Genomic DNA, 23,749 nt, shown 5'->3' with positions numbered 1-23,749 from the left:
TCGCCTTCGTCATTTATTGGGGGACCGTCGGGAGATGTACCCTTTCGGCGGCGCTCGGATGCCACGGTGTCAGCGTGCATGGCGATGAGCTCACCCTCCGCCCCGAGGCATTCGTCTACAAGACGCGCGGCAGTGGCGGTGGGCCGGTTGCGACCGCTTTCCCACCTGCTGACGAGGCTGTAATGCACATGCGCGGCGGCACCGATATCGCGTACGCCGAGCCCGCTACGCTCCCGATGCCTGCGCATCGCCCCACCGAACACGCTCCAGACCGGATCGAGCCCCATCCCCGAATCCTTACACCACAGCGCGTCCGCGTGCTCACGATCTGTGAAATCGGCTCCCCTTGTACTCATCGAGTAGCCGGGTGAGCGCGTGGGTGAGGGTGGGCCCATACCCAGGCTCGGTGGTCAGGGCGATGAGGCGGTCGCGGAGGGTCTTGGGAACCTTGATGCTGACCATGTCGGCTTGTGTCACCCCGCTAAATTCCCAGGGCGGGGCGGCCAATGCAAACCGTGACCGCCTGATCGCGCAGCGATATTAGGAGGCGGCGGTGGTAGCCCCATCAATATGGTGATCTCGTGCTGAAGCCGACATATCCCATTGAAACCGCCCGCCTGCTCCTCCGCCCCTACACCATGGACGACCTGGACGGCCTGCATGACTTTCACTCGCGGCCTGACGTCGTCCGCTACCTGTACTGGGACGCGCGTACGCGCGACGAGACCAAGGCCGCCCTACAGACCAAGATCGGGCAGGCGGAGTTCAACGAGGAGAACGACACGCTCTGCATCGCGGCCGAGCTTCGCGACACCGGGGCACTGGTCGGGGACATGTACCTGTTCTGGCGGAGCAAAGAGCACCGCCAGGGGGAGATCGGGTTCGTGTTCCACCCTGATCACCATGGGCGTGGGCTCGCCACCGAGGCGTCCAGGGAGATTCTGCGACTCGGCTTCGAGGAGCTCGGCCTGCACCGGATCTACGGCCGGTGCGACGCCCGCAACAGCGCGTCGGCCAAGCTGATGGAGCGCCTGGGCATGCGGCGCGAGGCCCACCTGGTGGAGAACGAGATCTTCAAGGGCGAGTGGAGCGACGAACTGGTCTTCGCGATGCTCCGCCGCGAGTGGCGGTGACCGTCGTCAGCGACCGCGCAGGATGGACGGGCTGGTAAGGGTCGCGGTCAGGGCGCCGGTGCGGACTCCGAGGGGGGGAGGGCGATGGGGGCCAGGGAGCAGGCGTCGTGCTGATCGATGAGGTGCCTGAGCGTGCTGTCCGGAGGGCCGGGGCGGCCATCGAGCTGCCCGAAGGGCTTCTGGTTCTCGATGCCGATTCCGGGGAGTTCGGCCGGATGCCGAAACCCGTGGCGGACGCCAAGATCCGGGGGTTGTCGTTCGATGGCGCGCGGATGGTGCTGGTCGGCGGGCGTGGTACCTGCTTGCTGAGGCTGGCGGACGGTGAGCAGTGTTGGTACGGCATCCCGGAGGAGCGGTACGACGAGCACGCGGACCTGTCCCCGGACGGCAGGACCATCGCCATCCTCACCTGTGACGAGGAGAACGCGATCATCAGCCTGCTCGACCCCGAGACGGGGCGGCGGCGGGACATCTGGTCCGATCCGGGGACAGCTTCACACGAGTGCGAGATCCGCTGGTCGCCCGCCGGTCGTACCATAGCGGCCACGTACATGATCTGGGACGACGAGATGGACGACGACGCGTTGTCCACCGTCGTCGTGGACGCGGCCGACGGCAGGGTCCTGGCCGGACCGTTCATCCGCACTCATCTCCTGGGCGGCTGGCTCACCGCCGACCTGCTGTCCTTCCGGGAGGAATACGATGACCTGCACCGTCTCCAGCGCCTGGACACGACCACAGGCGAGGTGATCACGGGGCCGACGATCCCCGGTCGTGTCTGGGCGGCTGTCGCCGGACGGCATGTGCACGAGGTCGACGAGCTAGAAGATCACCACGCCGAGGACACCACTTTCTACACGACCGACATCGGCTTCGCCGATCGCCGCCCGCTTTTCACTCTCCAACCGAAGGTGGAGGTCCGGTACTTCTTTCTCGCCGCGGGAGTGAGCCTTCCTCCGTCGCGGTGATGGGCCGGAGGGTCGGGGTGGCCTGGGGGACTACCAGGGTGGCGGGCATGTAGATGGTGGCGGTGAGGCCGCCGTACACGGACGGGGCCAGGCTGACGCCGATGCCGTGGCGTACGGCGAGGCGGGCGACCACGAAGAGGCCGAGGTGTTCGGTGTCGGCGAGGTCGAAATCGGGGGCGGCGGAAAGCTGCTGGTTGAGGGCTTCGAGCTGGGCCGGGGGCAGGCCGAGGCCGCGGTCTTCGATGTGGATCAGGAGTGCGCCGGGGGAGAGTTCGCTGCGGACCTGGACGGTGGTCTGCGGCGGGGAGAAGAGGGTGGCGTTCTCGGCGAGTTCGGCGATGAGGTGGATGATGTCGGCGACGGCGTGGCCCGCCAGGGCCCCGGAGGGCGCGGGCTGGATCTCCACGCGGGGGTAGTTCTCGATCTCGGCGACCGCGGCCCGCAGCACGTCGTAGATCGGGATGGGGTGCCGCCAGCCACGGCCCGGGGTCTCGCCGGACAGCACGATCAGGTTCTCCGCGTGCCTGCGCATCCGGGTGGTGAGGTGGTCCAGGCGGAACAGTTCGGCGAGTACGTCGGGGTCGTCGGCCTTGCGCTGCATCGCGTCCAGGTGGCCGAGCTGGCGGTGCAGCAGGGCCTGGTTGCGCCTGGCCAGGTTGACGAAGACCCTGCTGACGCCCGCGCGCAGCGCGGCCTGTTCGATGGCGGCGGCGACGGCGGTGCGCTGCACGGAGGTGAAGGCCCGCGCGATGCCCGCGATCTCGGCGGTGTGGCCGCCACTGGGGAGGGGTTCCAGCTCGCCGGGGTGGGGGTCGCCCGCGCGGAGGCGTTCGACCAGGCGCGGCAGCCGTACTCCAGCCAGCTCACGGGCCGCGTCGCGCAGACCGGCGAGTTCCCCGGCGAGCCGGCCGCCGAAGCGGACGGTGATGAGCACGGACACCAGTACGGCCAGCAGCCCGATGCCGCCCGCCACGGCGAGCTGGACCCAGATCTCGGTGGCGGCCGGGCCGGTTCGGGCGCGCAGGAGTTCGGCGGTCCTGGCCTGGTTGCGTTCGACGGCGGCCCAGAGCGCGTCGGTGCCGGCCTCCCACGAGCCGGTCTCCTGCGCGGACAGGGCGAGGCCGGGGGCGGCGGCGCCGATCCGGTCCTCGATCCGGGCGAAGCGGGCGGCGACCGGGGAGGCGGCGAGGCGCTGGTGCGGGCCGCCGAGTTCGGAGCCGAGGTCGGCCAGCGCCCAGCCGTGCAGGAACCTGCGGGTGGCGACCGTCTCCCGGAACGCCAGCCGCTCGGCCGGCGTCATCCGGCCGGCCAGGTCCACGGCGGAGATCAGCGCGCGCTCCCGGGACAGCAGTTCCTTGACCTCGCCGAGCGCGGTGACGGCCCGGCCCTCCTGGTACATCGAGAAGTCGGGGACGAGCACCATCGAGTCGTACATGCGGTAGACGGCGGTGATCATCCGGCTGTAGTGCTGGATGACCGGCAGCGGGTCGCCGCCCGCGTCCACCCGGCCGCGCAGCGCGGGCAGCTCCGCGAAACCGGCGGTCAGCGTCGCCAGGTGCGGGCGTATCTCGGCGGAGTCGGCGCCCGCGGCCCGCGTCCGGAAGTCCGTCACCGCGCGGTCGGTGGCGGTGCGCTGCCGCGCCAGCTCGGTACGGCGGGCCCGTTCGCCCGGCGAAGAGCGCAGCGCCCGTACCGACGCCAGCCGTTCGCGCTGTAACTCGGCCACGACCTGCTCGGACGGGCCCGCGACGGTGTCGGCCAGCGTGCCGATCGCGACCAGCCGGGCCCCGTCACCTCCGGTGAGCACCACCGCGAACACCCACAGCGCGATCAGCGAGACGAGCGGCACCAGGAGCAGCAGGGTGATCCTGAAGCGGATGGGCCTGTCCATACGAGCATGTCCCCACAGCGTCCGGTGCGAAGCCCGCGTATGCGGGCAAGGTACGCGTGCCTGAGATCGCAGTGAGGCTACACCAGCCCGGCCTCCCGCCGTGGCCGGTTGCGCACGGTGGCCTCATTCCGCGCCGAACTCCCGCCGGGCCGCCGAAAACTCCCGCCGGGCCGCCGAACCCGGCAGGGCTCCGCGGCCCGCCGGGCGGAACGTACGGCCATGCGCTCGGCGGCTACACCGAGGTGATCGGGGTGCTCCGCAGCTTGGCGATCATCTCGGCCTTGAACCGGTACGCCTCCTCCAGCGTGGAGCCGTCGCGCAGCGCGATCACCACGTCCTCCTCGGCGTCGGCGTAGGCCAGGGCGTCGCCGAGCACGTCGGTGGTGGGCAGCGCGATCACGCCGTTCCAGTCCATCACCACGGCCATGCCGTCGGTGACCCGCACGCCCGCGATGTCCACCGGCTCGCCCACGGAGGCGACGTGGAGTTCTTCCCCGGCGCTGGCCGTGGCCTCGTACAGTGCCCAGACCGGCAGGTCCAGGTCGCGGAAGGCGTCGACGTCGCGGACGCCGCCCTCCACGAGGACGCCGAACGCGCCGCTGGCCAGCGCGGCGCGGGTCAGGATCTCACCCCACACGGCTCCGGCGCTGACATGACCGCCGGCGAGCACGAGGACCCGGCCGTCCAGATCTTCGTCAAGGAGCCGGTGCAGGGGGAACAGGCCGTCGTCCCCCGGACCGCTCGCGAGCCGGACCGTCCTGGCGGTGCCGAGGACGCCTTGGGAACGGTACATGGGCCGAAGGGGTGGGCTGAGCCATCCGGTCAGGCCCCGTAGCTGGAGTACGTCCGCGATCGCGGTGGTCGGGGGAACCACGAATAATCACCTCATATGAATGAATAAAGAGAAACTTCGGGATCCTTCACCTCGAAAAGCGTCCCGGGTTCTCACGGCCCGCCGTACCCCCCGTCGTCGTTGCCGGGCAGGACGACCTCAAGGCCGGCCACCGCCCGCTGGGGGCGGCGACCGGTCGCCTCTCGCTGTCGATCGGACACGCTCGGAACCGTCAGCCCGCCTCGGGGCCGTGCACGGCCTCGCGCAGCCGCTCCACGAGCTGACGCGGCTTCTCCGCGCCCCACACGTTGCGGCCGAACGCCACTCCGGCGCCACCGGCCGCGACGATGCCCTTGGCCACGGCGACCAGTTCGTCCTCGTTGTCCATCTTCGGCCCGCCCAGCGCCACCACCGGGACCGGGCACGCCTCGGCCACCGCCGCGAACTCCTCGGGCGGCCCGGGGCACATCGTCTTGATGATGTCCGCGCCCAGCTCCGCGCCGATGCGCGCGGCGCGCGCGACGTTCTCGACCGTCCACGGGACGGCACGGCCCCAGCCGCCCGGGATCATCTCGGCCATCACCGGCAGGCCGACGGTCTCGGCCTCGGCGCAGACCCTGGCCAGCCGGGTCAGCGACTTCTCCTCGTCCGGCGCGCCGGGGAAGCCCAGCATGACCAGGCAGTCGGCGCCGACCTTCAGCGCCTCCTCGACCGTGTAGAGGATCGAGCTGGTGTCGCCGGCCGGGAACTCCCCGATCTCGGAGGAGCCGCCGTCCACCCGGAGCACCAGCCCGGACCGGGCGAACTCGCCGGCGTAGGCGCGGGCCAGATGCCAGGTGGCCAGCACGCCGTCAGGACGGCCCGCCGCGATCTCCCGCATCGGCTCGCCGAGCGGCGGACCCTCGCCCATGTACGCGGCGTGGTCGATCGCGACGAAGACACTGCGCCCGTCATCGCCGAAGACCCGGCGCAACCGGCGTAGCTTGCCCGCCCCGACGGCGGATGTGTACTGCACTGTGCATCCCTTCAGGAAGTTCGATGTGGTCCGGGGTTCGACGCTTCGACCTGGCGCTCGAACTCCGCGCCGTCCCAGTAGTCCACCCGGTGGTCGATCAGCCCGCCCGACACGCGGAAGCGGAACATGCCGCGGATGGAGACGGGCGCGCCGCCGTACCTCGCGCTCATCCGGTACGGCACGGCGGCGCGGTCCCCGTCGATCAGCATGTCCTCGACCTCGTAGCGCAGTTCGGAAAAACCGGCGAGGAACGATGCCAGCCGTTCCCGGTAGGCGTCCCTGCCGCGCACGCTCACCCCGGCCGCCGAAGTGTGCTCGTTGAAGAAGCCGGGCGTGACGCATGCGGCGATCTCGTCCCGGTCATGGCCGTTGAGCGCGTGGATGTAGCGCTCGACGGCCTCCCGGGTCGCGGTCGCCGAAGCGGCCACCGAAGCGGCCACCGAAGCGGTCGCCGGATCCGATGCGCCGGAGGCGGGTTCCGCCAAAGGGTCATTCACCCCAGAGCGTGCGGACCTCTTCGTAGACCTTCTGGTCGTGAGAGATCTCGATCACGTTGCCGTCGGGGTCGGTCAGCGCGCACACGTACCCCACCGGCGGCGGGATCTGCATGGGCTCCCAGTGCAGGCAGCCCATCTCGCGGCCCTTGGCCGCGATGGCGTCCACGTCCTCGCGGTTGGGCACCTCGATGCCCAGGTGCGCGAACGGCGTGAGCTGCGGCTGCTTCTTGCCCTTGTCCTTGGCGAACTCCACCAGGACCAGCACGAACGGGGTCTCCACCTGCTTGTCGTTGGACAGCCAGGCGTTGCGCCCGTCCTTGTCCTCGTGGGTGGAGACCACGACCAGCGGCGTGAGCGTCGTGTAGAACTCGATCGCCTTGTCCAGGTCGCTGGTGGGCAGCGCGACGTGGGTCCAGCGCGCTTCGGTGAGCGTCTTGCTCAGAGCCATTTCTCTCCTCGGTCAATCCTTGGCGACGCGCCCGCCGTGCTCGTCAGTGGCGAGCGGCGGGAACACGCCCTTGTTGGTGAGTCCTCATGTGCATCATGTGCCGTGCCCTTCCTGGCCACGCCCTTGGGGGGTCCGGCGCGGGCTCCGTACCAGGAATGTCTGGACGCTATGTCCGCCGAGGTCAGGGACTCCATGTGCCCCCAGCCCAAAGATCCGCGCGTCCTCGTCGTCGAGCGGCTCATCGATCGGCGGGCCGCCACCACATGACGATCTGGTTGCCCCAGGGATCGAGGAACGACGCGTGGTGGCCGTCGAACTCCTCCCAGTAACTCTGCTCCCACAGGGCCGTCGCCCCCAGGATCACCGCCCGGTTCAGGTACTCCCCGGGAGGGCCGTCCACCAGGATGTAGGTGCGCGGCTGAAATCCCGAACGCGGCTGGGGGGCCCGCGGCGACGGGTCGGGCACCTGCTCCCGTTCGCTCCACAGGCCCAGCGTCGGTCCGCCGCCGGGGAGGATCTCGTGGAAAACCCCCTGCGGACGGCCGTTGATCTCCCAGCCGAACAGCTCCTTGTAGAAGGCCGTGCTGGCCTCGATGTCCGGCGTCGGCAGATCGACGAAGACGAGCGTGTTCACCACAGCGTCACTCCTGGAGGTAACTCTGATGCTTCCAACTAGCGCAGTCGCCGTTCCGCGGCATCGCCCGACTCGACGAAACGCTTGTAGCCATCGCGATAGACCTGGCGGGGCACGGGTCTCACCACCCGGCCCGCCGGACGCGGCCACGATCCGCTCGGCGCCTCGCCGGGCAGCGGCCACCATCCGGCGCCCGCGCCCGCCGACAGCGCCGCGCCGTACGCGGCCAGGTCGGTCTCCTCGGGAACCTCCACCGGCACGTCGAGGACGTCCGCCTTGATCTGGCACCACACCGGGCTGCGCGCGGGCGCGCCCGCGCACACCAGCACGTCCAGGCCGGGCAGACTCAGCGAGTCGATGATGTGCCGCAGGCCGTAGGCGGTGCTCTCCAGCGCGGCCCTGGCGATGTGGGCGGGGCCGTGTCCGGACCCCAGCCCGGTGATCTCCGCCCGTAGTTCCCTGTTCCAGCGCGGCGCCCGCTCCCCCTCCAGGTACGGCAGGACGCTCACGCCGTCCGCGCCCGGCGAAACCAGTTCCGCCAGGTCCAGCAGTTCGGAGATCGGCCTCCCGGTCAGCCGGGACAGCCACTCCATCATCAGCCCGTGGCTGCTGACCGGCCCGCCGACGATGTCCACGCCGGTCGCGGCGCTGCGCATCGCCTGGGGGTCGCGTTCCGGCGGGCTGTCCACGGCGACGGCGAGGCCCCCGGTCCGGCCGCCGGGGTCCATGGCCCGGCCGGGGGTGTCCACGCCGCCGGCCCAGAACGCGAAGAAGGCGTCCTGCGCGCCCGCGACCAGCGGGATGTCCGGGGGCAGGCCGTGCGCGCCGTCGGTGTGGCCGATGACCTGGCCGGTGGCGGCCCGCCTGCCGTAGCCGCGCAGGGTGGCGTCACCGGGCCAGCGCGACTGCCGGACGTTCGCGCCGAGCCTGGCCATCACCCAGTCCCACACCTGGGCCACGTCGTCGGTGCCGAGGATCTCGCGCTGCGCGTAGTGCTGCTCCTCGAAACCGAGCGTCGCGCCGGCGGGGTGCAGGACGGTGACGGCGGGGCTGCCGCTCATCGGCACGGTGGTCGGACTCTGGCCACCGACACAGATCGCGGCCGGCCGTAAGCCGGTCTCGTTGATCGCCTCCACCACGGCGGCCAGCCAGGCCGCGGGCTCCGCCCGCCCCTGCGCCCAGCCCTCGGCCCCTTCATAGGTCCCGGACCCGGTCGCCACTACCTCCCCGTCCGGATTCAGCGCCACAGCCCGCGCCGAATTCGACCCGACGTCCACACCCAGTACCGGAGCGCTCACTGAGGGCTCACCAGGACTCGGTAGACGGGGGTGGTGGCGGCGAGCTTCAGGGCCTCGGTGACGTCGGTGAGCGGGAAGCGGGCCGTGACCAGGGCGTCGAGGTCGGCGGCGAGGACGCCGGAGGCGATCAGCGCCGCCGCCTCCTGCCAGTCTTCCGGCTCCTGGCTGTAGACGCCGACGATGGACAGCTCGTGGTGGTGGATCGCGTCCGGGGCGACCTCGCTGCGCAGGTCCTTGGCGAAGGCCCCGTACAGGACGACCGTGCCGCCGTCGTCGCACAGCTCGATCGCGGTCTCCAGCGCCCCCGGGGCCCCGGCCGTGACGAACACCAGGTCCTGCTTGCCGCCACGGGCCGGCGCGTCCTGCGGGGTGGCGGCCCAGGCCGCACCCGCCGCCTCGGCCTCGGCCAGCCGTTCGGCGCTGACGTCGATCAGGCCGACCGGCCCCGCGCCGCGCGCCTTGGCCAGGGCCAGGTGCAGCCGCCCCATGTACCCGGCGCCGATCACCGCGACCCGGTCGCCCGCGCGCAACCCGCCCAGCCGCAGCGAGTGGACCACGCACGCCACCGGCTCGCCCATCGCGGCGTGCTCGATCGGCGCCGCGCCCGTCGGGTACGCCTGCCGCGCCTTGACCACCACCCCGTCGGAAAGACCCGCCCCGAACGACACCGTGCCGTCCGACAGCGCGCCCCCCTGCGGGGCCTTGCACATCGCGCTGCGCCCACGCCGGCAGGCCGCGCACGTACCGCACCTGCTGAGCAGGTCGACCGTCACGGTGTCGCCGACCCGCGGGGAGCCGGGCAGCCCGTCCACCGCGGCCCCCACCTCGGCCACCCGCCCGGCGACCTCGTGGCCGGGCGCGACCGGGTAGAACCGCTTCTCACCCAGGTAGAGGCGGCGTTCCATGGTGCACAGCCCGGTCGCCCCCACCTCCACCAGGATCTCGTCGGGCCCGACCCGTGGCATGGGCTCCTCCCGCAGCTCCACGGCCTCGGGCCCGGTGACCACGGCGACTCTCATATTCAGTGACTCCTAACGTGTGGCCAGTGACGGCGTACGGCGACGCCGGCCCGCTCAAGCAGGCGGGCCGACGCCTTTCGTGCCTCGATTCGTAGCGCGTCCTCGTCGAGCGTCACACAGCGGCCCTGCCGTACCACGACCTGCCCGCCGACCAGCACGTCACGCACCGAGCGCCCGTCGGTGGACCAGACGAGCTGCTGGGCGACGTCGCCGCGGGGCGTCCACTGCGGACCGGTCGCGTCGTGTACGACCAGGTCGGCCAGCTTGCCCGCCTCGATCGAGCCGATCCGCGTCTCCATCCCCACGGCCTCCGCGCCGCGGATGGTGGCCATCTCCATCGCCTCGGGTGCGCCGATCGCGCCGGGGTCCATCGCGGTGTCCTTGGCCAGCCCGGCGGCGAGCGCGGCGGCGCGCAGGATGTCGGCCGCGTCGCCCGCGTTGCCCGCGTCGCAGCCGAGCGCGACCCGCCCGCCCCTGGTGAAGATCTCGGCGTGCCGTCCCGCCCGGGTGACGCCCTGGCCCAGCCGCAGGTACGCCCACGGGCAGTACGCGACCGCCGTACCCGAGCCGAGCAGCGCGTCCACCTCCGCGTCGTCCAGCCAGACCGCGTGCGCGAGCAGCAGGTGCGGGCCGAGGACGCCCAGGTCGGCGAGGTGCAGCAGCGGGCGGCGGCCGGAACGGGCCAGGTAGTGGTCCACGTCGGCGCGCCCCGGCGACATGTGCATGGTCATGCCCGCGCCGGTACGGCGGGCGAGGTCCGCCGCTCCGGCGAGCAGCCCGTCGGAGGCCAGGCCGTGCCCCACAAGGGTGACCCTGCCTTCGACGAGGCCGCCCGCCGGATAGGACTCGACCACCGCCCACAAGCGGTCGAGCACCTCATCGGCCGGGGCGGCGTGGGGGGCGTCGGCGACGTCCCAGCCCCACGTGCCGACCGTGCCGCGCGCACCCGCGCGCGTCATCGCGGCGGCGACCCGCTCGGGGTTCGCCACCGTCCCGGCCTCGATGATCGTGGTGACCCCGTTGCGCAGGTTCTCCACGCAGGCGAGGAGGGCGGAAAGCTCCTCGTCCTCGGGGAGATGGGCCTGGTGCAACGGTACGGCCCAGCCGTGGATCGACTCCTCGGAGTCGATGTCGTCGGGGATGCACGCGCGGGCGAGCGGGTCGCCGGTCAAGTGCTGGTGGGCGTTGACCATGCCCGGCGTGACCACGCAGTCGGAGGCGTCCAGTTCCGCTGCGTCCGGCCAGCGGGCGCGCAGCTCGGTGGTGCCGCCGACGGCGAGGATGCGATCTCCCGCCACCGCGACGGCGCCGCCCAGCAGCACCTCGCGACGGGGATTCATGGTCACCACGTCGCCGCCGGTGACCAGGAGATCCGGGATCAGCACCATGCAACCGAACGGTAGGTTCAGCGGGCCGGTGGGGTCATCTGCCCCGGAGCACAACATGTCAGGCAGAGTCCATGCCTGGAACACAATGCCCGTTGATCCACTTATCGGAAGGCTTCCTCCATGCGTTACGACCCGGCATGGCTCGACAGCGACCCGTATCGGCAGCTCATCGACGGCCGCGAGGTCGGCGACGGCAAGGTCCTTCCGATGGTGGACCCGTCCACGGGGGAGACGTTCGGCTCCTACGCCGAGGCGACGACCGCCGAGGTGGAGGCGGCCGTCGCCGCGGCCAGGCGCAGTTACGACGGCGGCGAGTGGCGGCGGATGCCGGGCGCGCTCAAGGCTCAACTGCTGGAGTCCGTGGCCGCCGAGATCCGGGCCGGCGCGCAGCGGCTGGCCACGCTTGAGGCGCTGGACACCGGCAAGGCGGTGAGCGGCGCGATCACGTACGACATCTTCGAGGCGGCCAACGCCTTCTCGCACGCCGCCGCCCTGGCCAGGACCGCGCACGGCGACGTACGGCGCAGCGCCTACCCGCCCGAACTGCTGTCCGGCGGCGGCCCCGAGGTCCTGACCATGCGGACCCGCGAGCCCGCCGGCGTGGTCGCCGAACTGCTCCCCTGGAACGGCCCGCTGATGACCGGCAGCCAGCGGATCGCCATCGCGCTGGCGGCCGGCTGCTCGATCGTCGCCAAGCCCCCGGAGGAGGCCGTGGTCACGCTGATCGAGCTGGGCCGAATCCTCACCCGCGCCGGGTTGCCCGCGGGCGTGCTCAACATCGTGCTCGGCGCGGGCGAGACCGTCGGCGAGCGGCTGGTCACCGATCCGCGGATCGACCTGATCAGCCTGACCGGTGGCACCGCGACCGGCCGCCGGGTGATGGAACTGGCCGCCCGCAACCTCACCCCGACCAACCTGGAACTGGGCGGCAAGTCCCCGGTGATCGTCTTCGCCGACGCCGACATCGAGCAGGCCGTGGGCTGGGCGATGATGGCCGCCTTCGTGAACATGGGCGAGGTCTGCGCGGCGGGCAGCAGGCTGCTGGTGGACGAACGGATCTACGACGACGTCGTCAAGGGCGTCGCCGAGGCCGCCGCCGGCCTCCCCATCGGCGACGCGCTGGACCGGGACACGTTCATCGGCCCGCTGATCAACGAGCGGCACGCCGAAAAGGTCCATGGCTTCCTGTCACGGGCCATCGCCGCCGGCGACGGCGAGATCGTCGGGTCCCCGGCCCTGCCGGAGCGCGCCCACCCGACGTTCATGGCCCCGACGGTCCTCGGCCGGGTACGGCCGGGCAGCGAGGTCGAACAGCGCGAGATCTTCGGCCCGGTCCTGGCCGCGACGGCGTTCTCCACCGAGGAGGAGGCCCTGGCCCTCGCCAACGGCACCCCCTACGGCCTGAACGCCACCGTCTTCACCCGCGACCTGGAGCGCGCCTTCCGCGTCTCATCCGCCCTGGACTGCGGCTCGGTCAACGTCAACTGCCACTTCACCCCGGACATGAACGAGGGCCGCGGCGAGGCCCGCAAGTCCAGCGGCCACTCCCGCGTCGGCCTGGACGCCTACACCCGCCTGAAGTCCCTCAACATCCAGACCCGCTCCTGACCGTTGATCGGCTGAGCGATTCGGCCTACGAACACCGCTGCGAACTCGCCGCGGAGTACACCCGCCGCTACACCATCGAGATCCTCGACCGCGCCGACCTGGAATCGATCGTGTCGGCACTGCGGGTGCGGGATGGTGGCGATGCTCTGTGTCGAGCGCGACCCTGAAGCCTGCCCCGCTCCCTGATCGCCCAGCGGCTGACCGAGCGGCACCACGTCACGATCGAGCATCTGCGCCCGTCGTGACGCACGCGAGAACGACCAGTGGTTCGCCTCATCCGGCCAGTCCGGCGAGGAGGTCGGAAAGGCCGGACTTGATCCGGTCCACGCTCATGCCGTCGTGCCGCCGTTGCTGGGTGTACAGCCCCGCGGCGAGCGGAGCGAGCAGCGCGTCCGCGAGGTAGTCGGCGTCGGCCTCGGGCCTCGCCTGCGCCACCAGCAGGGACAGATGCCGGTGGTGGACGGCGTAGGCCCCCGTCCGGTAGCGGCGTGGCCCCGACATGGTCGCCTCCGCGGAGGCCATGAGGTCGCCGTAGGTTTCGAGCACGTCAACATACGCGTGCAGGAACGCCAGGATGCGCGCGACGGGAGGCGCGCCCGGTCCCAGCGGGGGAGGGCCGGTCATGAAACCCGCCTGGAGCCTGCGTTCCGCCTCGTCCATCATCGCCGCGACCAGGCCGCCCTGGTCGCGAAAGCGCCGGTACACGGTGCCGACGCCGACGCCCGCGGCGGCGGCGACCTCGTTCATGGACAGTCCCGCGGCGCCGCGGGAGGCCACCAGCCGCTCGGCGGCGGCGAGGATCTTGGCCCGGTTGCGCGCCGCGTCCGCCCGTTCGGGCGCGGACTGGCCGAGCACGGTCAGGTGTGCCGAGTCGTCCCGCATCGGCGCCGGCCCCTCCCCTGCGCAACGTCGGATCGCCAAGGGTGATGCTATCGAATCCCGTTGACAATCCGGATAGCCATCCGCTTAGCTGCTGGAAACGGATAGCTATCCGGATAGCCGACCGGGAGGACGAGTATGGGGAAGCGGGCCGAGAGCCGGGCGACCAGGCGGGGCGGGACTCTCGCCCTGCTGTGCGTGGCCCAGTTCGTGGTGATCCTGGACACGACCATCGTGACCGTGGCCCTGCCGTCGATGCACCGGGACCTGGGCTTCGCCGACCAGGCGGAGTTGCAGTACGTGATCTCCCTGTACGCCCTGACCTTCGGCGGGTCGCTGATCCTCGCCGGGCGGACGGCCGACCTGTTCGGCAGGCGGCGGGTGTTCGTGGCCGGGCTGACGGCGTTCACCGTGGCGTCACTGATCTGCGGGCTCGCTCCCGCCCCCTGGGCCCTGCTCGCCGCCCGTGCCGTCCAGGGCGCGGCCGGGGCCATGGTGTCCGCGTCCGCCCTGTCGCTGCTGACCACACTGTTCACCGGGGACACTGAACGCAACCGGGCGCTCGGCGCGTGGGGCGCGGTCGGCGGCGCGGCGGGCGCCTCCGGCCTGATCTTCGGGGGCGCGCTGACCGCCCTCGCCGGCTGGCCGTGGGTGTTCTTCATCAATGCCCCCGTCGGGCTGGTCACCGTGCTGGCCGCCCGGAGGGTCCTGCCCGCCGCCGAGGCGTCCCCGCCGGGCGCGCGCACGCTCGACCTTCCCGGCGCCGTCTCGGTGACCGGCGGCCTGGGCCTGCTGATCTTCGGGCTCACCCGGGGCGAACAGGAGGGTTTCACCGCGGGCCCGACCCTGGGGCTGCTCGCCGCCGCCGTGGCATCTCTGGCCGTCTTCGTCGCGGTGGAGCGGCGCGTCCGGACACCGCTGGTCAGGTTCCGGTTGTTCCGGGTGCCGGGGGTGGCCGCGGCCAACTTGATCGCCCTGTCGCTGACCACGATCATCGCGTCCAACCTGTTCTTCACCACCCTGTACGTCCAGCGTGTCTTGGGCTTCACCGCGCTCCAGACGGGCCTGACGTTCCTGCCGAACAGCATCCTGGTGATCGTCGGGTCCACCGCGGGGTCCCGGCTCGCGGGCCGGTTCGGGGCCGCGGCCGTGCTCGCCGGCGGCCTGCTGGTGCTCGGGGGAAGCTCGCTCCTGCTGAGCGGCGTCCCTGCCGAGGGCGGCCACGTCGCCGACGTACTGCCCGGGTTCGCGCTGACCGGGTTCGGCCTGGGGCTCTCGTTCGTCAGCGTGGCCATCACCGCCACCCGGGGCGTCGCCCCCGATGATCAGGGCCTGGCCTCCGGAGTGCTGAACACGGCGCAGCAGGTCGGCTTCGCCGTCGGCATCGCGGCCATCGTGTCCGTCGCCACCGCGTACGGGGAGAGCGCCGGCGACCCCGCCCACCGGCTCGTCGCCGGCTTCTCCATCGGATACCTTCTCGACGCCGCCCTTGCGGGCGCATCGGCCGTGCTCGCGCTGTTCCTCCTACGCGAGCGCCGGGCGGTTCGCTCACGAACCTGATCGACGCCGGGGATTCGCACGCACCCGCCGCTTCCGGGCGAACGGTTTTCCAGGTTAGCTAAACCTAGCGATGCCGAATTTACGGGAAAAGCCCGTTCTGACCACGCAGCACCACCCGGAGTGGTTAATAATAGTGGAGCCGACCGTGTGGCGCCGGGTGGCGTCGGGCGGTCCGTGACCAGCATGCCGGAGCACCTTTGGGGTTGGCCAGTAATGCGGAAGACGCTGCCACAGAGCGGCGGTGCGGCATTACCGCCGGGACAGGACGGCCTATCCGTCGAACCTTCCCAATTCGTCCAACTGCTGGCCGTCGATTTCGCCGGGATCTATTCGGTCTACCTCGCCGCCAAGGATGAGCGGCTGAAAATGACCCGGCTGGCGATGGCGCTGCTGTCCGCGCCGTTCGCCGCGACGATCGCGTTGGCCAGTGCGAAGGTCATCCAGCCGGGGGCGCTGACGGCGTGGTCCGGCGTGCCGTGGTACGTGTTCGCGCTGACCATGGCGTTCGGGCTGCTCAGCGTCGTGCCGTTCCTGCGGATGATCGAGGCGGTCAGCGCGCACATGCGGGCCGCGCGGGCGATCAACAATTTCCGGCTGTTGTACGTGGTCCGGCTGAACGAGCAGTTCAAAGGTCTCGGCTGGACCCCGAACCTGCCGGTGGACGCCCGTTATCCGGAGACCTACGCGCCACTCGCGTGGCCGGGGGTCAATGTGATGGCGCTCGCGCTGGTCAACGGGACGTACATCGCGGTCGGCGCGCTCGGGTTGAGCGGGAGTGATCCGGGCGCGTTCCTCCTTGTGCTGGTGATCGGGTTGTTGACCCTCCTGCATTACCTCGTGTACTACGTGCGGGCCAATGTCTCGCGCCGGCGCAGACTCCCATCGAATCCCTACCAGTTCCCGAATATGGAGACGTGATGCCCAACCCCGACATTCAGGCGGGGATCCGAACATGGAAGTCTTGTGGGGAGGCGTGGGTCTGGCTGCTGGACCATGTCTGGGCTACCGGAAGGCCCGCCGAGGACGACCGAGGCCCGATCATCGAGGCCCCGGCCGTGCTCTTCGAGATCGAGGAGGTGCGCTGGGACGACCCGGTCGTCACGGCGCACGGTGACCGGCGGCTCATCCCGCTGTACACCCGGAAGTTCACCAGGCGCGCGGTGATCCCGCCGTTCAAGTACAGCTACGGCGCGCGGCTGCGCGCCCTGCAGGGAGTGGACCAGCTCGCGTGGGTCATCGACCTGTTGCGCGCCCGGCCGTACAGCAAGAGCGGGTGGTTGTCGCTCACCACCCCGGGAGAGCCGTTCGACGCCGTGCCGTGCCTGTCCGGGCTGGCGTTCCGGGTGCGGGGCGGCCGGCTGGTGGCGACCGCCGCGTTCCGCTCACAGAACGCCTACACCAGCTACCTCAACTATCTGCCGCTGCGCGACGTGCAGGCCGGGGTCGCCGAGCGGCTGCGGCTGCCCTGCGGGCCGCTGCGGATCTTCGTTGACGTGCCGCACATCTACCTGGCCGACACCGAGGCGGTCGCGGCGGTGCTGCGGGAGGTGAGCGAACTGCGCCAGGCGTCCTAAGCAGCCTGTCCAGCGGCCTGCCGCTGGTAGATGGTGATCGCGAACGGCCTGCCGGACCCGTCGTCGACATGCTCCGCCGTCCGGAGCAGCGCAGGATCGGCGTCGAGGCACCGGTAGAGCCGCCGGGCCTCGGGCCACGGGTGGGTCAGCACCAGCAGCCCCCCGGGCGCGAGCAGCCCGGCCAGCCGTACCGACGCCTGCCGCAACCGCCCCGAGCGGCCCAGGTAGTACAGGGTCTCGGCGCAGAAGACCAGGTCGAAGGACCCGCCCGGGGACTGGTTGAGGATGTCGAGCGCGAGGAACCTCGCGCTCGACGTGTCCTTGCCCGACTCGGCGCGGGCGAGCGCCCGCCGCGAGATGTCCACTCCCAGGGTCTCGGACTCCGGGTAGGTGGCGGCCACCAGATGGGTGAACGTGCCCTCGCTGCACCCTACGTCGATGATCCGCGCGTACGGCCGCGCGGGCAGCACCTCGATGGTGCGCTTGTGCTTGTACTTCTCGTACGGCTCGCCGTGGTAGTTCCACGGGTCGGGGTTGCGGTGCCACCAGTCGAAGTAGCGCCCGAGCAGCCGGCCCTGCCCCCGTGACGGCACCATGGACAGCAGACCGAACACCATCCGGTGCAGGGCGTCTCCGGCAGCGGACATTCGCGGGCTCCTCCGGCGGGGCGTGAGCTGATCGGAACCCCAAGCTACCCGGCGCGCTCAGATCGTGAGCACGATCTTGCCGAACACCTCCCCGCCCTCCAGCCGCCGATGCGCGTCGGCCGCCTCGGCAAGCGGGAACACCGAGTCGATCACCGCTTCACACCCCGCCTGCCCATGCCACTCCAGCATCCGCCCGAACGACTCGTAGGTGTACATCTCCGCGCCGATCAGGGTGAGCCCGCGATGGTAGGCGTCCGTCACGTCGAACGAGGCGACCAGGCCGGTGGTGTTGCCGCAGAACACCAGCCGCCCGCGCAGCCGCAGCGCGGCCAGCGACTCCTGGAAGAGCGCGGGGCCGACGTGGTCGAGCACGATGTCCGCGCCCATCCCGCCGGTGGCCTCGCGGACCTGCGCGGCCAGGTCGCCGGTGGCGTGGTTCACCGTCGCGTCCACGCCCAGCTTGGTCATCCTGGCCAGCTTCTCGTCCGAGGCGGACGAGACGATGACGCGCGCGCCGAGCCGTTTGGCGATCTGTACCGCCGCGATGGTGATGCCGCTGCCCGCGCCGTGCACCAGCAGCGTCTCGCCCTCGCGCAGCCCGCCGCGCACGGTCAGCGCGTGCCAGGCCAGGCCGTACACGGTGGGTACCGCGGCGGCCTCCTCGAACCCGATGTTCGCGGGCACCGGGTGGACGTGCGTCTCCGGTACCGCGACCAGTTCGGCGTATCCGCCCTGCCGGGTGCCGCCGAGGACCTGGAGGCCGGAGCAGTACGTCGTGTCGCCGCGCTCGCAGGCCAGGCACACCCCGCAGTGCAGCGACGGGTCGATGAGCACGCGCTCCCCGACGGACCTCGTGGTGACCCGTGAACCCACCTCGGCCACGACGCCCGCCACGTCGCTGCCCGGCACGTGCGGCAGCGAGAAGCCGGGCAGCAGCCCCGGCCCCCGCCGCTGCAACGCGTCGAGCCGGTTGACGGCGGTGGCCCGCACCTCGATCAGGACGTCCGACGGCCCGCATCGCGGGTCGGGGATCGTCACCTCCCGTAGTACCTCGGGGCCACCATGGGTGTCGTACTGGATCGCTCTCACGTGATACCTCGGACGAAGGGTGCGCCGAGCGCGGCCGGGCCGCGATGGCTCTTGGCGAGGAAGAACATGGCGGCCAGCGCCAGCAGGTACGGCGAGGCGATGAGCAACTGGGCGTTCAGCTCGTACCCCAGCGCGGGCAGGGCCAGCCGCAGCGCGTCGGCCGCGCCGAACAGCAGGCACCCGGCCAGCGCGCCGCGCAGCGTCCAGCCGCCGAAGATCACCGCGGCCAGCACGATGTAGCCGCGCCCGGCCGTCATGTTGCTGTTGAAGGTGCCGACCTCGGCCACCGCCAGGTGCGCCCCGGCCAGGCCGCCGAGCAGCCCGCAGATCAGCAGCGCCTGCCGCCTGCGCTTGTTGACGTGGATGCCGGTGACGTCGGCCGACTGCGGGTTCTCCCCGGCGGCCCGCGCCTCCAGTCCCCAGCGGCTGCGCTGGACCAGCCACCAGGCCAGCGGGATCAGCACGATCAGCAGGTACGTCGTCCAGCGGACGTCGAACAGCGCCGACCCGACGATCGGAAGGCCGGACAGCCAGGGGATCGCCACCTTGGCGACCTGGAAGAACTCGGTCTTGTCGGCCAGGTAGCTGGTCAGGCCGAGCACCAGCACGTTCAGGGTCAGGCCGACGACGTAGGTGTTGACCGAAAGGCGGTGGCTCAGGTTGGCGTGGATCAGCGCGACCACCAGGCCGGTCACGATCCCGCACAGCAGCCCGAACTCCGGCGAGCCGGTCGCCACCGCGCCGGTCACGGCGGTGAACGCGCCGCCGAGCATCATCGCCTCGACGGAGATGTTCAGCGTGCCGGCCCGCTCGGCGATCCACTCGCCGATCGCGGCGAACGTGAGCGGTACGGCCAGCCGTACCGCACTTCCCAGGATCAGCTCGAAATCGTCCACGGACCGCTCATCCCTCCACGACGACCGGCTTGTTGCGCTTGCGGAGTTTGCTCAGCTCCGCGTACGCCGCCGGGAACACCGCCGCCATCACCAGCAGCGCGGTCACGACCGACACCAGGTACCGAGGCACGCCGGTCGAGGCGAGGAACCCGCCCCCCGCGCGCAGCCCGCCGAAGAACAGCGCCACCGGGATCGCCGCCACCGGATGGTTGCGCGCCACCAGCGCGACCAGCAGGCCCTCCCAGCCGACGTTGTCCGCCATGCCGGGCTGGAAGCGCCCGACGGTGCCGCTCAGCATGATGCCGCCGGCCATCCCGGCGAACGCTCCGGAGATCAGCAGCGCGCCGCCGCCCAGCACCGTGGCCCGCACACCCGACCGGCGCGCGGCGGCCGGGTTGTGCCCGAGCATCCGCAGCCGAAAGCCCCAGGTGCTGTAGCGCAGCAGCAGCACGATCGCCACCGTGACGGCCAGCACCACGAAGACGCCGGAGGTCACGTTGAGATCGGGGTACTCGCCCACGCGGGGCAGCATCACGCCCTCGGCCAGCAGGTTGGACTGCGGCGAGCGGGCGCCGGCCTCGCCGTCCTCCTGGAGCAGGTTCTCCTGGGTGACGACGTACATGGCGAGCTGGGCGGCGACGAAGACCATCAGCAGCGTGCCGATCACCACGTTGACGCCGCGCCAGTAGTACATGACGGCGGGGATGCCCGCCCACAGCGCCCCGCCCAGCGCGGCGCCGAGCAGCGAGCCGACCATCACCATCCAGCCGGGGCCCGGCATGAACAGGCCGACGACCGCGCCCGCCATGGCCCCCATCAGGAGCTGGCCCTCCTGGCCGATGTTGAAGATGCCGGCCCGGGCGCAGACGATCGCGCCGAGCGCGACCAGCAGCAGCGGAGTCGCCTCGTCGATGCTGAGCCCGATGGAGCCGCCGCCCTCCAGGCTGCCCTGGTAGAGCGCGTAGGCCGTCTCGGACATGGATTTGCCGGTGAGCGTCACCAGTGCGCCGGCCAGGGTGAGCGCCACCGCGAAGGACGCCACGTAGAGCAGCAGGGTGTGCAGTGCCGCCGGTTTGACCATCCGGGGGAGTCGCGTCGTGAGCGCGGTCATGCCGCCTGACCGCCCATCATCATGCCGAGCCGTTCCACGTCCACCTCCGCGCGCGTCATCTCGCCGACGATCGCACCCCGGTGGATCACCGCGATCCGATGCGCCAGCGTGAGGATCTCTTCCAGCTCCGTCGATATGAGCAGCACCGCGATCCCCGATTCCGCGGCCTTCTGAATGCGTTCGGTCATGTACTCGATCGCGCCGACGTCCAGCCCGCGCGTCGGCTGGGCGACCACCAGCACCTTGGGATCGGCGGCCAGTTCCCTGGCCAGCACCACCTTCTGCTGGTTGCCGCCGGACAGCCGGCGCATCTGGATGTCGGGGCCGGGCGCGGCGATGTCGAACTCGCTGATCAGCCGCTCGGCGCGGGAGCGCAGCCGGCGCGGGCTGAGGAACGAGCCCCTGGCGACCTCGCCGAGGTCGGCCATGGCCAGGTTCTCGGCCAGGGACATGTCCAGCACGCAGCCGGAGACGTGGCGGTCCTCGGGTACGACGCCGACGCCGGCGGCGTGCATCGCCCCCGGACGCCCGGCACGTACCGCCTTGCCGCACACCTCGACCGTGCCCTTGTCGAGTTCCAGCAGGCTGGACAGCAGGTCGCCGAGCGCGGCCTGCCCGTTGCCCTCCACGCCGGCCAGGCCGAGGATCTCCCCGGCCCGCACCGTGAGGGACAGGCCGCGCAGCAGGGGGCGCCGGTCGCGGCCGGTGGCGTGCGCGTCGGTGACGCGCAGCCGTACCTCCCGCTCCTCGTCGTCCTTTTCCTTGGCATCCTTGGCTTCCTTGGCTTCCTTGGCATCCTTGGCGGCCCCGATGTCCTCCACCAGCGCGTCGAGCGCGCCGACGGCGGAACTCGCGGTGAGCCTGGACACCTCGCGGCCGACCATCTCCCTGGCCAGCTCCCGCACGTCGGTGTCAGCGGTCCGCCGGCGTGCCACCACCGCGCCGGAACGCATGATCGTCACCTGGTCGGTGGCGTGCAGGATCTCGTCGAGTTTGTGGCTGATCAGGATGACCGTCTTGTTCTCCTCCTTGGTGACGTGGCGCAGCACGGAGAAGAGTTCGTGCGACTCCTTGAGCGTCAGGACGGAGGTCGGCTCGTCCAGGATCAGCAGGTCGGGGTCGCGGCGCAGGCACTTGATCAGTTCGACCCGCTGGCGTTCGCCGGTGGTCAGGTCCTCCACGGCCCGGTCGGGGTCCACGGCCAGGCCGTACCGGTCGCCGACCTCGGTGACCAGCCGCCGCGCGGACGCGCGGTCGACGTGGCCGCGCTCGCCCAGCGTCACGTTCTCCCACACCCGCATCCGGCCGATCAGGCTGAAGTGCTGGTGGACCATGGAGATGCCGAGCCCGGCGGCGACCAGCGGGTCGGAGATCGACACCTCGCCGCCGTCGATCATGATCTGGCCGGAGTCCGGACGGACCAGACCGGTGAGGATCTTCATCAGGGTGCTCTTGCCCGCCCCGTTCTGGCCCAGCAGGCCGTGGATCTCGCCGCGCTGGACGCTGAGACGCACGTCGTCGCACGCGACGACGGTGCCGAAGCGTTTGGTGATGCCGGTCAGCTCCACCGCCGGCGCCGGGGCCGCCGTGGCGGCGGTCCCGGCGGTGGCGGTGTCGCCGTTATCCGTCGACGGCCTTGTCGACATCGAACGTCTCGTCGCCGATGCTCTTCATCAGCTCTGTGATCTTCTCGGCCTGGTCGCCCACGGGATTGCAGAACTTGACCGAGGGGACCGGGTCCTTGCCGATGACGTAGCGGGTGGCCTCGCCCATCTTCAGGTCGCCCTTCTGGAACCGCTGCAGGGCGGCGGCGAAGAACGCGCCGGGCGCGAACACGACGGAGATCTCGTACTTGACGGTGGTGTCCATGCAGCGGTCGGTACCGGAGCTGAGCGCCGGGATCAGGGGCTTCGCCTCGTTGGCCTTCTTGGTCACCGCGTCGGTCGCGCCGCCCAGGTAGGGGTAGACGACCTTGATGCCCTTCTCCTTCATGGTGTTGAAGGACTCGACGTTGACCGCGGCGTCGTCGAAGCTGCCGGTGTAGGCGGAGATGACCTCGGCGTTCGGCACGACGGCCTGAGCGCCCTTGGTGAAGGCCTTCACCGCCTGCTTGGCGTAGTCCTCCTCGGGGCCGGTGATGAAGCCGACCTTGGTGGCGTTCTGCTCCTTCAGCTCCAGGCCCGCGGCGTAACCGGCGGTGTAGAGGGTCTGGTTGACGCTGTCCAGAGACTGGTTGAAGTACTTCGTCTGCTTGATCTGGCCGGCGCCGCCGTTCAGGTACCAGTTGGTGTCCTTGCAGGTGGGCTCAGGGGCGGCGTCGAGCGCGCTGCCCAGGTCGCCCGAGCCGATGGCGATCAGGTCCACGCGCTGCCTGCACAGGTTGAGGGCCTGGTTCTTGGCGTCGGACGCCTTCAGGTTGTCGATGGTGCGAACTTCCCAGCCGTTGGATCGGGCGATGGTGTTCGCGTCGTCGACGAAGCTCTGGAAGAAGCCTTTGTCGTGGGTGTCGCCGATGCTCAGCACCCCGATCACGACTTTGCCGTCGCCGTTGACGTCCGGCTGCCCCTTCGCATTCGCGCCGGTCAGCTTGCTGTTCTGCGGGTCGCTCCCGCCGCCGCAAGCCGTGAGCAGCAATGCGGGCGCGACCAGGATCGCGAGGGTTGCCCGTGCTGAAGATTTCATCGCAATGCCTTCCAAGGACGTGGGGGTCAGTCTCGCGACTCGGGTTCGGCCCCCCACCGGGATACCAAGATGCTGTGCCCATGGCAGCCGCCGACACGGCGACGGCGCCCATCGCGGGCGCCTCGGCCGGGTGCGCCGACAGATTTCACGTGTTCGCGTTCCCGGAGTGAGGAGGGTTCGGTGTGCGTCCTTCACCAATCCGCCGGAGGTTGCGCTGGAGTACGTCTCCGGTGTAGATGCGACACTCGGCGCTCGACGAAATTCTGGTGAAGGCTAAGTCGACGAAACGCCACACGTGTTCTGTCATGGGTTTCTCCATCGTAGGGGTTTATACCATGCGAGCGATCATTTGTGTTGCCGCAGCCGGTTATGGTGGATTTCCGGGGTTTTCGCGGCGTGCCATCTCCTTTCAAGATCGTGGTCGTGATCCCGATGCGTGGCGCACGCTCGGCCGATCACTTCCCGTATGGCCCCCCGCTGGTTCCGTAGTCATGGGTGTAGGTAACTCGTTCTAACGCGAACACATTATCGAGTGGCATTTCGGTGCTGCTTCAGAAGCGATGGATCGCGCAAGCACAAT

Annotated in this window: 22 protein-coding genes and 1 pseudogene; 6 read left to right on the top strand and 17 right to left on the bottom strand. The window is 70.8% G+C overall.

All coding sequences use genetic code 11. The features are described 5' to 3' along the window. Positions 1-95: 95 nt before the first annotated feature. A pseudogene (locus ACH34R_RS32730) lies at positions 96-248 on the bottom strand (helix-turn-helix domain-containing protein); the annotation flags it as partial. 333 nt (positions 249-581) lie between these two features. Between ACH34R_RS32730 and ACH34R_RS32725 the strand changes: the two are divergent. Further along, positions 582-1,133, top strand: a complete 552-nt coding sequence (locus ACH34R_RS32725; protein WP_397565426.1) for a GNAT family N-acetyltransferase — start codon at positions 582-584, stop codon at positions 1,131-1,133. 107 nt (positions 1,134-1,240) lie between these two features. After that, positions 1,241-2,101 (top strand): hypothetical protein, encoded by an 861-nt coding sequence (locus ACH34R_RS32720; protein ID WP_397565425.1) that lies wholly within the window; start codon positions 1,241-1,243, stop codon positions 2,099-2,101. Here the strand turns inward: ACH34R_RS32720 and ACH34R_RS32715 are convergent. The 9 genes from ACH34R_RS32715 to ACH34R_RS32675 all read right to left on the bottom strand — a co-directional run bounded on the left by ACH34R_RS32715 (position 2,028) and on the right by ACH34R_RS32675 (position 11,123). Then, a complete protein-coding gene (locus ACH34R_RS32715) occupies positions 2,028-3,992 on the bottom strand; it encodes a nitrate- and nitrite sensing domain-containing protein (protein ID WP_397565424.1) in 1,965 nt (654 codons plus the stop codon). The two genes, ACH34R_RS32720 and ACH34R_RS32715, sit on opposite strands and share 74 nt — an antisense overlap. Before the next feature lie 232 nt (positions 3,993-4,224). Further along, complete coding sequence (locus tag ACH34R_RS32710) at positions 4,225-4,866, bottom strand: RraA family protein (RefSeq protein ID WP_397565423.1); 642 nt, start codon at positions 4,864-4,866, stop codon at positions 4,225-4,227. 190 nt (positions 4,867-5,056) lie between these two features. Continuing rightward, positions 5,057-5,839 carry a class I fructose-bisphosphate aldolase gene (locus tag ACH34R_RS32705; RefSeq protein ID WP_146607354.1) on the bottom strand — a complete coding sequence of 261 codons (783 nt, stop codon included), beginning with the start codon at positions 5,837-5,839 and terminating at the stop codon, positions 5,057-5,059. A gap of 11 nt (positions 5,840-5,850) precedes the next feature. Then, positions 5,851-6,267, bottom strand: a complete 417-nt coding sequence (locus ACH34R_RS32700) for an ester cyclase (protein WP_397565422.1) — start codon at positions 6,265-6,267, stop codon at positions 5,851-5,853. Positions 6,268-6,328: 61 nt separating this feature from the next. After that, positions 6,329-6,784, bottom strand: coding sequence for a VOC family protein (locus tag ACH34R_RS32695; RefSeq protein ID WP_111166892.1), 456 nt, complete (start codon positions 6,782-6,784; stop codon positions 6,329-6,331). Positions 6,785-7,022: 238 nt separating this feature from the next. Further along, positions 7,023-7,418 carry a VOC family protein gene (locus tag ACH34R_RS32690; RefSeq protein WP_146607353.1) on the bottom strand — a complete coding sequence of 132 codons (396 nt, stop codon included), beginning with the start codon at positions 7,416-7,418 and terminating at the stop codon, positions 7,023-7,025. Positions 7,419-7,456: 38 nt separating this feature from the next. Then, positions 7,457-8,716 (bottom strand): FGGY-family carbohydrate kinase, encoded by a 1,260-nt coding sequence (locus ACH34R_RS32685; protein ID WP_397565421.1) that lies wholly within the window; start codon positions 8,714-8,716, stop codon positions 7,457-7,459. Beyond that, positions 8,713-9,735 (bottom strand): zinc-binding dehydrogenase, encoded by a 1,023-nt coding sequence (locus tag ACH34R_RS32680; RefSeq protein WP_397565420.1) that lies wholly within the window; start codon positions 9,733-9,735, stop codon positions 8,713-8,715. Before ACH34R_RS32680 ends, ACH34R_RS32685 begins: the two co-directional genes overlap by 4 nt. A 2-nt stretch (positions 9,736-9,737) precedes the next feature. Continuing rightward, positions 9,738-11,123: an amidohydrolase family protein gene (locus ACH34R_RS32675; protein ID WP_397565419.1), complete on the bottom strand. Its 1,386-nt coding sequence runs from the start codon at positions 11,121-11,123 to the stop codon at positions 9,738-9,740. 120 nt (positions 11,124-11,243) lie between these two features. Between ACH34R_RS32675 and ACH34R_RS32670 the strand changes: the two genes are divergently transcribed. Further along, positions 11,244-12,731 (top strand): aldehyde dehydrogenase family protein, encoded by a 1,488-nt coding sequence (locus ACH34R_RS32670; RefSeq protein WP_397565418.1) that lies wholly within the window; start codon positions 11,244-11,246, stop codon positions 12,729-12,731. Positions 12,732-13,004: 273 nt separating this feature from the next. On the opposite strand, the gene ACH34R_RS32665 is transcribed toward ACH34R_RS32670, so the two are convergent. After that, on the bottom strand, positions 13,005-13,613 hold the full coding sequence (locus ACH34R_RS32665) for a TetR/AcrR family transcriptional regulator (RefSeq protein WP_397565417.1): 609 nt from the start codon (positions 13,611-13,613) through the stop codon (positions 13,005-13,007). Positions 13,614-13,748: 135 nt separating this feature from the next. Here ACH34R_RS32665 and ACH34R_RS32660 point away from each other — a divergent pair, with 135 nt between their 5' ends. The 3 genes from ACH34R_RS32660 to ACH34R_RS32650 all read left to right on the top strand — a co-directional run bounded on the left by ACH34R_RS32660 (position 13,749) and on the right by ACH34R_RS32650 (position 16,744). Beyond that, positions 13,749-15,170, top strand: a complete 1,422-nt coding sequence (locus ACH34R_RS32660; protein WP_397565416.1) for an MFS transporter — start codon at positions 13,749-13,751, stop codon at positions 15,168-15,170. Between the two features lie 213 nt (positions 15,171-15,383). Next, positions 15,384-16,088 (top strand): hypothetical protein, encoded by a 705-nt coding sequence (locus ACH34R_RS32655; protein ID WP_397565415.1) that lies wholly within the window; start codon positions 15,384-15,386, stop codon positions 16,086-16,088. Further along, positions 16,088-16,744 carry a hypothetical protein gene (locus ACH34R_RS32650; protein ID WP_397565414.1) on the top strand — a complete coding sequence of 219 codons (657 nt, stop codon included), beginning with the start codon at positions 16,088-16,090 and terminating at the stop codon, positions 16,742-16,744. The genes ACH34R_RS32655 and ACH34R_RS32650 overlap by 1 nt, the downstream gene beginning before the upstream one ends. On the opposite strand, the gene ACH34R_RS32645 is transcribed toward ACH34R_RS32650, so the two are convergent. From ACH34R_RS32645 to ACH34R_RS32620, 6 genes are read right to left on the bottom strand one after another with little or no spacing between them, the layout of a single operon-like run. After that, positions 16,741-17,391: a class I SAM-dependent methyltransferase gene (locus ACH34R_RS32645; protein WP_397565413.1), complete on the bottom strand. Its 651-nt coding sequence runs from the start codon at positions 17,389-17,391 to the stop codon at positions 16,741-16,743. The two genes, ACH34R_RS32650 and ACH34R_RS32645, sit on opposite strands and share 4 nt — an antisense overlap. A gap of 57 nt (positions 17,392-17,448) precedes the next feature. Then, positions 17,449-18,480 (bottom strand): zinc-binding dehydrogenase, encoded by a 1,032-nt coding sequence (locus ACH34R_RS32640; RefSeq protein WP_397565412.1) that lies wholly within the window; start codon positions 18,478-18,480, stop codon positions 17,449-17,451. After that, positions 18,477-19,376, bottom strand: coding sequence for an ABC transporter permease (locus tag ACH34R_RS32635; RefSeq protein ID WP_397565411.1), 900 nt, complete (start codon positions 19,374-19,376; stop codon positions 18,477-18,479). The genes ACH34R_RS32640 and ACH34R_RS32635 overlap by 4 nt, the downstream gene beginning before the upstream one ends. Before the next feature lie 7 nt (positions 19,377-19,383). Beyond that, positions 19,384-20,487 (bottom strand): ABC transporter permease, encoded by a 1,104-nt coding sequence (locus ACH34R_RS32630; RefSeq protein WP_397565410.1) that lies wholly within the window; start codon positions 20,485-20,487, stop codon positions 19,384-19,386. Further along, positions 20,484-22,133 (bottom strand): ABC transporter ATP-binding protein, encoded by a 1,650-nt coding sequence (locus ACH34R_RS32625; RefSeq protein ID WP_397565409.1) that lies wholly within the window; start codon positions 22,131-22,133, stop codon positions 20,484-20,486. Before ACH34R_RS32625 ends, ACH34R_RS32630 begins: the two co-directional genes overlap by 4 nt. Further along, on the bottom strand, positions 22,108-23,169 hold the full coding sequence (locus ACH34R_RS32620; protein WP_397565408.1) for a BMP family protein: 1,062 nt from the start codon (positions 23,167-23,169) through the stop codon (positions 22,108-22,110). The genes ACH34R_RS32625 and ACH34R_RS32620 overlap by 26 nt, the downstream gene beginning before the upstream one ends. Positions 23,170-23,749 lie beyond the last annotated feature (580 nt).

The sequence above is a fragment of the Spongiactinospora sp. 9N601 genome (genome assembly GCF_044326295.1).
Lineage (GTDB): Bacteria > Actinomycetota > Actinomycetes > Streptosporangiales > Streptosporangiaceae > Spongiactinospora > Spongiactinospora gelatinilytica.
This window is presented reverse-complemented; position numbering and strand designations above follow the sequence as displayed.

What these genes read in the sequence shown, in the direction of transcription:
- ACH34R_RS32645 (WP_397565413.1), bottom strand. Translation starts at nt 17,391, where the DNA reads ATGTCCGCTGCCGGAGACGCCCTGCACCGGATGGTGTTCGGTCTGCTG.
- ACH34R_RS32620 (WP_397565408.1), bottom strand. Translation starts at nt 23,169, where the DNA reads ATGAAATCTTCAGCACGGGCAACCCTCGCGATCCTGGTCGCGCCCGCA.
- ACH34R_RS32670 (WP_397565418.1), top strand. Translation starts at nt 11,244, where the DNA reads ATGCGTTACGACCCGGCATGGCTCGACAGCGACCCGTATCGGCAGCTC.
- ACH34R_RS32680 (WP_397565420.1), bottom strand. Translation starts at nt 9,735, where the DNA reads ATGAGAGTCGCCGTGGTCACCGGGCCCGAGGCCGTGGAGCTGCGGGAG.
- ACH34R_RS32665 (WP_397565417.1), bottom strand. Translation starts at nt 13,613, where the DNA reads ATGCGGGACGACTCGGCACACCTGACCGTGCTCGGCCAGTCCGCGCCC.
- ACH34R_RS32655 (WP_397565415.1), top strand. Translation starts at nt 15,384, where the DNA reads ATGCGGAAGACGCTGCCACAGAGCGGCGGTGCGGCATTACCGCCGGGA.
- ACH34R_RS32675 (WP_397565419.1), bottom strand. Translation starts at nt 11,123, where the DNA reads ATGGTGCTGATCCCGGATCTCCTGGTCACCGGCGGCGACGTGGTGACC.
- ACH34R_RS32660 (WP_397565416.1), top strand. Translation starts at nt 13,749, where the DNA reads ATGGGGAAGCGGGCCGAGAGCCGGGCGACCAGGCGGGGCGGGACTCTC.
- ACH34R_RS32695 (WP_111166892.1), bottom strand. Translation starts at nt 6,784, where the DNA reads ATGGCTCTGAGCAAGACGCTCACCGAAGCGCGCTGGACCCACGTCGCG.
- ACH34R_RS32630 (WP_397565410.1), bottom strand. Translation starts at nt 20,487, where the DNA reads ATGACCGCGCTCACGACGCGACTCCCCCGGATGGTCAAACCGGCGGCA.
- ACH34R_RS32715 (WP_397565424.1), bottom strand. Translation starts at nt 3,992, where the DNA reads ATGGACAGGCCCATCCGCTTCAGGATCACCCTGCTGCTCCTGGTGCCG.
- ACH34R_RS32625 (WP_397565409.1), bottom strand. Translation starts at nt 22,133, where the DNA reads ATGTCGACAAGGCCGTCGACGGATAACGGCGACACCGCCACCGCCGGG.
- ACH34R_RS32650 (WP_397565414.1), top strand. Translation starts at nt 16,088, where the DNA reads ATGCCCAACCCCGACATTCAGGCGGGGATCCGAACATGGAAGTCTTGT.